At 68.1% G+C, this 7,979-nt stretch carries 6 protein-coding genes; 5 read left to right on the plus strand and 1 reads right to left on the minus strand.

Features of this window, described 5'->3' with window-relative positions:
- The first annotated feature begins 116 nt into the window (after positions 1 to 116).
- Both G5C60_RS48320 and glxA read left to right on the plus strand, forming a co-directional pair.
- The gene (locus tag G5C60_RS48320; RefSeq protein WP_165270271.1) at positions 117 to 1,895 is read left to right on the plus strand and encodes a glycosyltransferase family 2 protein; all 1,779 of its coding nucleotides are present in this window, start codon (positions 117 to 119) and stop codon (positions 1,893 to 1,895) included.
- 3 nt (positions 1,896 to 1,898) lie between these two features.
- Positions 1,899 to 3,851 (plus strand): radical copper oxidase GlxA, encoded by a 1,953-nt coding sequence (gene glxA / locus G5C60_RS48325; RefSeq protein ID WP_165270273.1) that lies wholly within the window; start codon positions 1,899 to 1,901, stop codon positions 3,849 to 3,851.
- Between the two features lie 122 nt (positions 3,852 to 3,973).
- On the opposite strand, the gene G5C60_RS48330 is transcribed toward glxA, so the two are convergent.
- On the minus strand, positions 3,974 to 4,984 hold the full coding sequence (locus G5C60_RS48330) for a glycoside hydrolase family 6 protein (RefSeq protein WP_165270275.1): 1,011 nt from the start codon (positions 4,982 to 4,984) through the stop codon (positions 3,974 to 3,976).
- A 174-nt stretch (positions 4,985 to 5,158) separates the two neighbouring features.
- Between G5C60_RS48330 and G5C60_RS48335 the strand changes: the two genes are divergently transcribed.
- The 3 genes from G5C60_RS48335 (at position 5,159) to G5C60_RS48345 (ending at position 7,846) form a co-directional block, all read left to right on the plus strand.
- Positions 5,159 to 5,668, plus strand: a complete 510-nt coding sequence (locus G5C60_RS48335; protein WP_165270277.1) for a MarR family transcriptional regulator — start codon at positions 5,159 to 5,161, stop codon at positions 5,666 to 5,668.
- 65 nt (positions 5,669 to 5,733) lie between these two features.
- Positions 5,734 to 6,072 carry a DUF3817 domain-containing protein gene (locus G5C60_RS48340; RefSeq protein ID WP_165270279.1) on the plus strand — a complete coding sequence of 113 codons (339 nt, stop codon included), beginning with the start codon at positions 5,734 to 5,736 and terminating at the stop codon, positions 6,070 to 6,072.
- A gap of 73 nt (positions 6,073 to 6,145) precedes the next feature.
- Entirely contained in the window at positions 6,146 to 7,846 is a 1,701-nt protein-coding gene (locus G5C60_RS48345; RefSeq protein ID WP_165270281.1) for a coenzyme B12-dependent isobutyryl-CoA mutase large subunit, read from the plus strand.
- The last annotated feature ends 133 nt before the right edge of the window (positions 7,847 to 7,979 follow it).

The following is a 7,979-nucleotide window of genomic DNA, read 5'->3' on the forward strand; positions in this document are numbered from 1 at the left end:
ACCCACCACCCCCGTAGGCACCCCGTTCCCTCTCTTTCGGCCCCCCTCAGTTCGACACGCCCTCAAATCACCCTTTTTGTATAGGTATCGGGCTCGTTCGATCACTGGAGGGCGATGTGCGGCCGGAGGGCTACGACTACGACACCCACAGCCAACTGGCCGGACCGCTCACGGAGCCGTCCGGCAAGGCGTACCGGGTGCAGTACACCAAGCTCGTGTCCCGCGAGCCGCACCGAATATGGGCCGTCCTGCTGATGACGCTCGCCCCGCTGTTCACCGGGATTCTGCTCGTCTATCTGGTGTGGCCCACCCACTGGGTGGACCGCGAGGGCGGAGCCCGCTGGCTGGTCGGGCTCGACATGACGATGCTCATAGCCATCGGGCTGATCGAGCTGTTCATGGTCGTCAACGTCGTGTCCATCGCCCACGCGACCCTGGTCGCCAGGGACCCGATACCCGTCGTTCCCAAGGCCGGGACTCGCGTCGCCTTCCTCACGACGTACGTACCCGGCAAGGAACCCCTCTCCATGGTCCGCGCCACCCTGGAGGGCGCGACCCGTGTCACCCACTCCGGGCCGCTCGACGTCTGGCTCCTGGACGAGGGCGACGACGACCGGGCCAAGGCCCTGTGCGCGGAGCTCGGCGTACGGCACTTCACCCGCCGCGGCGTCCCCGAGTGGAACCGCGACAAGGGCGTCCACAAGGCCCGCACCAAGCACGGCAACTACAACGCGTGGATCGCGATGCACGGCAGGGAATACGAGTTCTTCGCCTCCGTCGACACCGATCACATACCGCTCCCCAACTTCCTCGAGCGGATGATGGGTTACTTCCGTGACCCGGACGTCGCCTTCGTCGTCGGACCGCAGGTCTACGGGAACTACACCGCTCCGGTCACCAAGGCCGCCGAATCCCAGCAGTTCCTCTTCCACGCCCTCATCCAGCGCGCCGGCAACCGCTACCACGCCCCCATGTTCGTCGGCACCAACAACGTCGTACGCATCGCGGCCGTCCGGCAGATCGGCGGCCTGTACGACTCCATCACCGAGGACATGGCCACAGGCTTCGAACTGCACCGGCAACGGAATCCGAAGACCGGGGGGCACTGGCGGTCCGTCTACACCCCCGACGTGCTCGCCGTCGGCGAGGGCCCCGCCTCCTGGACGGACTTCTTCACCCAGCAGATGCGCTGGTCGCGCGGTACGTACGAGACGCTGTTCAAGCAGTACTGGAAGGCACCGTTCAAGATGCCGCCCGGGCGCTTCTTCTCGTACACGCTGATGCTCGTCTACTACCCGATGACGGCCGTCAACTGGCTGCTGGGGATCCTCAGTTGCGGCCTGTTCCTCTGGTTCGGGGCGTCCGGGACGCAGGTCGCCGTCTCCATATGGCTGATGCTCTACAGCGACGCGGCCGCCCTCCAGATCGGCCTCTACCTGTGGAACCGCCGGCACAACGTCTCCCCGCACGAACCGGCGGGCTCCGGCGGCATCGCGGGCATGGCGATGTCCGCGCTGTGTGCGCCGATCTACCTCAAGTCACTGAGTGAGGCCGTCGTCCGCCGCCCCAGCCGCTTCGTGATCACCCCGAAGGGCGACGACGCCAGCCCCGACCAGCTGCTGACGTTCCGTATCCACCTCTCCTGGGCGGCGGTCCTGGCGGTCTCGCTGATCGCGTCGTTCGTCCTGGGTAACACCCACGCGGCCATGCGGACCTGGGCCGTTCTCGCCCTGGCCATCTCGCTTTCTCCGGTCGTCGTGTGGACAGCCGGCCTCATCCAGGAACGCAGAGCGACCCGGCAGCCGGTCACTGTCCCCGCACGCGTCACGGACAGCGAGCCCGCGCCCGCGCCGGCGCTCGCGGGCAGTACCAGCGGCACGACAGGAGGTGACTAGCCGATGTCCTACCGTCCCTCGAACAGGACCAGGAAGACGCTGCTCGGCGTCGGAGGCTTCGTGGTACTCGCCGGACTCAACGCCCCGGCCGCGATCGGTTTCGCCACGGAGAAGTACTACGAGTACAAGATCGCCCAGCCCGGCTACAAGGCGAAGTACGGCTCCTGGTCGCAGCTCGACATCCCCGAGGCGTACCGCACCAACGCCATCCATGCGGCCCTCCTGCACACCGGCAAGGTGCTGATCGTCGCGGGCTCCGGCAACGAGCAGAAGAAATTCGACGAGGGCTCCTTCGACACCGTCCTGTGGGACCCGAAGACCGACACCTTCAAGAAGATCCCCACCCCGGAGGACTTCTTCTGCGCGGGCCACGCCCAACTCCCCAGCGGCAGACTCCTCGTGGCCGGCGGCACGGCCCGCTACGAACTGCTCGACGGCGAGATCGAGCGCGCCGGCGGCGGCATGCGCGTGAAGAACGAGAACCCCGACAAGGTGATCAGACTCAAGAAGGGCACCCGCTTCCGCTCGCCCGCCGGAGTCGAGTACGTCAGCAGGTTCGACGCCACCGTCCCCAAGGCCAAGCGCACACAGCAGGTGACCTACCGGGCGGGCGTCATGCAGCCCTGGAAGACCAAGATCACCGCCAGTGAGGCCCGTGTCTTCGTGGAGGCCGCCGAGAAGGGACCGCGGTCGGTCGCCGACAAGCAGGCCCAGTACGAGGTCGTCGGCCTGAAGGGCAAGGACGCGATCAACACGTACGGCATCTCCGAGAAGATCACCATGGAGAAGCAGGACTTCCAGGGGATCAGGGCCGCCTACGAGTTCGATCCGGTGGCCGAGAGGTACATCCCGGTCGACCCGATGGCCAAGGCCCGCTGGTACCCCACGCTCGTCGGCCTGGAGGACGGCCGGGTGCTGGCCGTCTCCGGCCTCGACGACGTCGGCATGATCGACCCCGGTGACAACGAGATCTACGACCCGAAGACCAGGACGTGGAACGCGGGACCCAAGCGCTACTTCCCGACGTATCCCGCGCTCTTCCTCACCAAGGGCGGCAAGCTCTTCTACCCGGCCTCGAACGCCGGTTACGGGCCCGACAACCTCGGCCGCGCAGCCGGCCTGTGGGACATCGGGACGAACACGTTCGAGAAGGTGCCCGGCCTCAGGGACGAGGACCAGACGGAGACCTCGGCCTCCCTCCTGCTGCCCCCGGCGCAGGACCAGAAGGTGATGGTCCTCGGCGGCGGAGGTGTCGGCGAGTCCAGCAAGTCGACCCCGCGCACGGCCGTCATCGACCTCAAGAAGGACAACCCCGTCTTCGAGGACGGCCCCGACCTCCCCCAGGGCACCCGCTACCTGAACAGCGTGATCATGCCCGACGACTCGGTCTTCACGTCCAACGGCTCCGAGGACTACCGCGGCCGCAGCGCCAGCAACATCCTCAAGGCACAGTTCTACGACCCGAAGTCCAACACCTTCCGTACGGCCGCCTCGCCCAAGGTCGGCCGCAACTACCACTCCGAGGCGCTGCTGCTGCCCGACGGCCGCGTCGCCACCTTCGGCTCCGACCCGCTCTTCGACGACCAGCAGAACACCAAACTCGGGCACTTCGAGCAGCGCATGGAGATCTACACCCCGCCCGCCCTCCACAAGAACGGCAAGAACCGCCCGATGCTCGGCGGCGGCCCCCGGGAACTCGATGCCGAACGCCGCGCGACCTTCGCGACCCGCCACCCGGACCGCATCGTGAAGGCCCGCCTGATGCGCCCCAGTGCGGTCACCCACACGACGGACGTCGAGCAACGGTCCATCGCACTGGGCCTCACCAGGACGAAGATCTCCATCACCGTGGACGTACCGAAGGACCCGACCCTGGTCCCGCCGGGCTGGTACATGCTGTTCGTGACGGACGCCGAGGGAACACCGTCGAAGGCGAAGTGGATCCAGGTCAAGTAACCGGTCCGGTGCCGCGCCGCGCCCCTGAAGGAGGCCGCAGGCCTTCCTTCAGGGGCGCGGGGAACTGCGCGACCAGCCACAACGAACCCGCAGATTCCGCACCGCACCTCCCAGCGGAGCGCTCACGCCACCTTCGAGTTGCGGGCCAGGCCCAGTGCGTACTCCGCCCACCACCGGCCCGCCGCCGGCCCGCCGCGGCACTCTCCGTCCGACTCCCCGGGGCGCTTGATCCAGAGGTACGCGTCCACGAGGGGGTCGTCGGTCTTCGTCGTGGGCGGGGTGCCCAGGGCGCGGCCCGGGGGATTGCACCAGGCTTCGGCGGGGTCGCCGCGCAGGGGGCCGTTGCCGTTGCGGCTGGTGTCGATGACGAAGGGCTTGCCGCCGAGATCCTGCGCGAGGTGGTGGCCGTACTCCTTCGTGTCCTCGTCCGTCTGGAAGTTGGCGACGTTCAGCGCGAAACCGTCGGCGTCCGCGATGCCTGCCCGCTTGAGCGGCTCGACGAGCTTCCAGGGTTCCTTGATCCAGTCGGGATTGCCCGCGTCCAGGTACACCTTGGTGTTGGGCTGCTGCTTCAGCCGCACGATCGCCTCCGAGAGCAACTGCTCCCGCTCCGCGTGGTACTCGGCCGGAGTGCAGCCGTCCACGATGTGCGCGACCGCGTCGGGCTCCAGGACGACGAGTGCCTTGCTGTCCCCGATGGCCGCCGCGAACCGCCCGATCCACTGCTGGTAGGCACCCGCGTCCCGTGCCCCGCCCGCCGAGTGCTGTCCGCAGTCGCGGTGCGGGATGTTGTACGCGACGAACACGACCGGCAGCTGCCCCTCGGCCGCCGCCGTGGTCGCCGACTCGATCATCGGCACCGGATCGTCGCCCCTGGGCCACAGCGCGGCAGGCCGGTCCGCGATGCGCTTCAGGAACCGCGCGTCCTCGTCGCGCCCCTGCTGCTCCCACTCCTGGACCTGCCGGGCGGCGGGGCTTCCCGGGTCGACCCAGAACGGTGGACCGCCGGCGGGGTTCACCTGCGGGGACGCCTCGCGGACGGCGGCGGTCTTGTCGACCCCGGACTCGGACGAGCAGCCCGCCGCGAGTCCGAGCGCCGCGAGCGCGACGAAGATACGGATCAGCCGGGACATCCTGCCCCCTTGGGCAAAGGTGACGGTCAGTTATTTTGTCCGGCTATCGTTACATAAGTTACTTAAGGGGCAGGGGTGCGACACCGAGGGGCCGCCCGGTCCGTCGCCGGCCGGTGGAGACCGAGGCGCGAGACGGGGCTGACCGCGATATGACCGGCCGGTAGGGTCTTTGCCGTGCCGAAGCCGCTCAGTCTTCCTTTCGATCCCATCACCCGCGCCGACGAACTCTGGAAGCAGCGCTGGGGGTCCGTGCCGTCCATGGCCGCGATCACCTCGATCATGCGCGCACACCAGATCCTGCTGGCCGAGGTCGACGCGGTCGTCAAGCCGTACGGGCTGACGTTCGCGCGTTACGAGGCGCTTGTGCTGCTCACCTTCTCCAAGGCGGGCGAACTGCCGATGTCCAAGATCGGCGAGCGGCTCATGGTGCACCCGACGTCCGTCACGAACACCGTGGACCGCCTGGTCAGGTCCGGACTCGTCGACAAGCGCCCCAACCCCAACGACGGGCGCGGCACGCTCGCCACCATCACCGAGAAGGGCCGCGAGGTCTGCGAGGCCGCCACCCGCGACCTGATGGCGATGGACTTCGGGCTCGGGGTGTACGACGCGGAGGAGTGCATGGAGATCTTCGCGATGCTGCGGCCCCTGCGCATCGCCGCGCACGATTTCGACGAGGGATAGGACCGGGGCGTACGGGTCCGGGGGCGCCCGAAGATCGTACGAAACCCCCGGTTACGCTCGTACTCATGAAAAAAAGCGTGCTGACCCGCTACCGCGTCATGGCCTATGTCACCGGTGTCCTGCTGGTCCTGCTGACCCTCGGGATGGTCGGCAAGTACGTGCTCGACGTGGACGGCGCCGCGGACTTCACGCGTGTGGTCAGTATCGCGCACGGCTGGCTGTACGTCGTCTACCTGATCTTCGCCTTCGACCTGGGCTCCAAGGCGAAGTGGCCGGTACCCAAGCTGCTGTGGGTGCTGCTCGCGGGCACGGTTCCGACGGCCGCGTTCTTCGTGGAGCGCAAGGTCACACACGAACTGGAGGCCAAGGTCGTGGAGGACCCGGCCGCGGTCGCCAAAGCCTGACCCCACCGCCACGGAGTGGTCCGTGGCGGTCTGCCATCGACATTTACTTGGACGTCCTAGTAAATTCGAAGGTATGGACGCTGACGCCATCGAAGAGGGCCGCCGACGCTGGCAGGCCCGTTACGACGCTTCACGCAAGCGCGAGGCCGACTTCACCACGCTGTCCGGCGATCCCGTGGAACCGGTGTACGGGCCACGGCCCGGCGACACGTACGACGGGTTCGAGCGGATCGGCTGGCCGGGTGAGTACCCCTTCACGCGGGGGCTCTACGCGACCGGCTACAGAGGGCGGACGTGGACCATCCGGCAGTTCGCCGGGTTCGGGAACGCCGAGCAGACGAACGAGCGCTACAAATCGATCCTGGGCAACGGCGGGGGCGGTCTGTCCGTGGCCTTCGACATGCCCACGCTCATGGGGCGCGACTCCGACGATCCGCGCTCGCTCGGCGAGGTCGGGCACTGCGGGGTCGCGATCGACTCCGCCGCCGACATGGAGGTCCTGTTCAAGGGCATCCCGCTGGGTGACGTCACGACGTCGATGACGATCAGCGGGCCGGCCGTGCCGGTCTTCTGCATGTACCTGGTCGCCGCCGAGCGCCAGGGTGTGGACCCGTCCGTCCTGAACGGCACGCTCCAGACGGACATCTTCAAGGAGTACATCGCGCAGAAGGAGTGGCTCTTCCAGCCCGAGCCCCATCTGCGGCTCATCGGCGACCTGATGGAGCACTGCGCGTCGAAGATCCCGGCGTACAAGCCGCTGTCCGTCTCCGGCTACCACATCCGGGAGGCCGGGTCGACGGCCGCGCAGGAGCTGGCGTACACCCTCGCGGACGGGTTCGGGTACGTGGAGCTGGGGCTCTCGCGCGGTCTTGACGTGGACGTGTTCGCTCCTGGCCTCTCCTTCTTCTTCGACGCGCATGTCGACTTCTTCGAGGAGATCGCCAAGTTCCGTGCGGCGCGGCGGATCTGGGCGCGGTGGATGCGGGACGTGTACGGGGCGCGGTCGGAGAAGGCGCAGTGGCTGCGCTTCCACACGCAGACCGCGGGTGTCTCGCTGACGGCCCAGCAGCCGTACAACAACGTCGTGCGTACGGCTGTGGAGGCGCTCGCGGCGGTTCTGGGCGGTACGAACTCGCTGCACACGAACGCGCTGGACGAGACCCTCGCGCTGCCCTCCGAGCAGGCGGCGGAGATCGCGCTCCGTACGCAGCAGGTGCTGATGGAGGAGACCGGGGTCGCCAACGTGGCGGATCCGTTGGGCGGTTCGTGGTACATCGAGCAGCTGACGGATCGGATCGAGGCCGAGGCGGAGCGGATCTTCGACGAGATCAAGGAGCGGGGGCTGCGGGCTCATCCGGACGGGCAGCACCCCATCGGGCCGGTCACGTCCGGGATTCTGCGGGGGATCGAGGACGGCTGGTTCACCGGGGAGATCGCCGAGTCCGCGTTCCGCTACCAGCAGGCTCTGGAGAAGGGCGACAAGCGGGTTGTGGGGGTGAACGTCCACCACGGGTCCGTGACGGGTGACCTGGAGATCCTGCGGGTCAGTCATGAGGTGGAGCGGGAGCAGGTGCGGGTGCTCTCCGAGCGCAGGTCGGGCCGGGACGAGGTCGCCGTGCGGGGCGCCCTGGAGGCCATGCTCGCCGCCGCGCGGGACGGCTCGAACATGATCGAGCCGATGCTGGGCGCGGTGCGGGTGGAGGCGACGCTGGGGGAGATCTGTGACGTCTTGCGGGAGGAGTGGGGGGTGTATACGGAGCCGGCGGGGTTCTAGGCGCGCGGGGGGTTGGCGTTGGGTGGTTTCGCCCCCGCCGCCCCTACCCGTTCCCGTCCACTCTCCTGGGGCTCCGCCCCAGACCCCGTTTCGGGGGCCAGCCCCCGAACCCCCTCGTCCTCAAACGCCGGAC

It is taken from the genome of Streptomyces scabichelini (assembly GCF_011045015.1).
GTDB classification, from domain to species: Bacteria; Actinomycetota; Actinomycetes; order Streptomycetales; family Streptomycetaceae; genus Streptomyces; species Streptomyces scabichelini.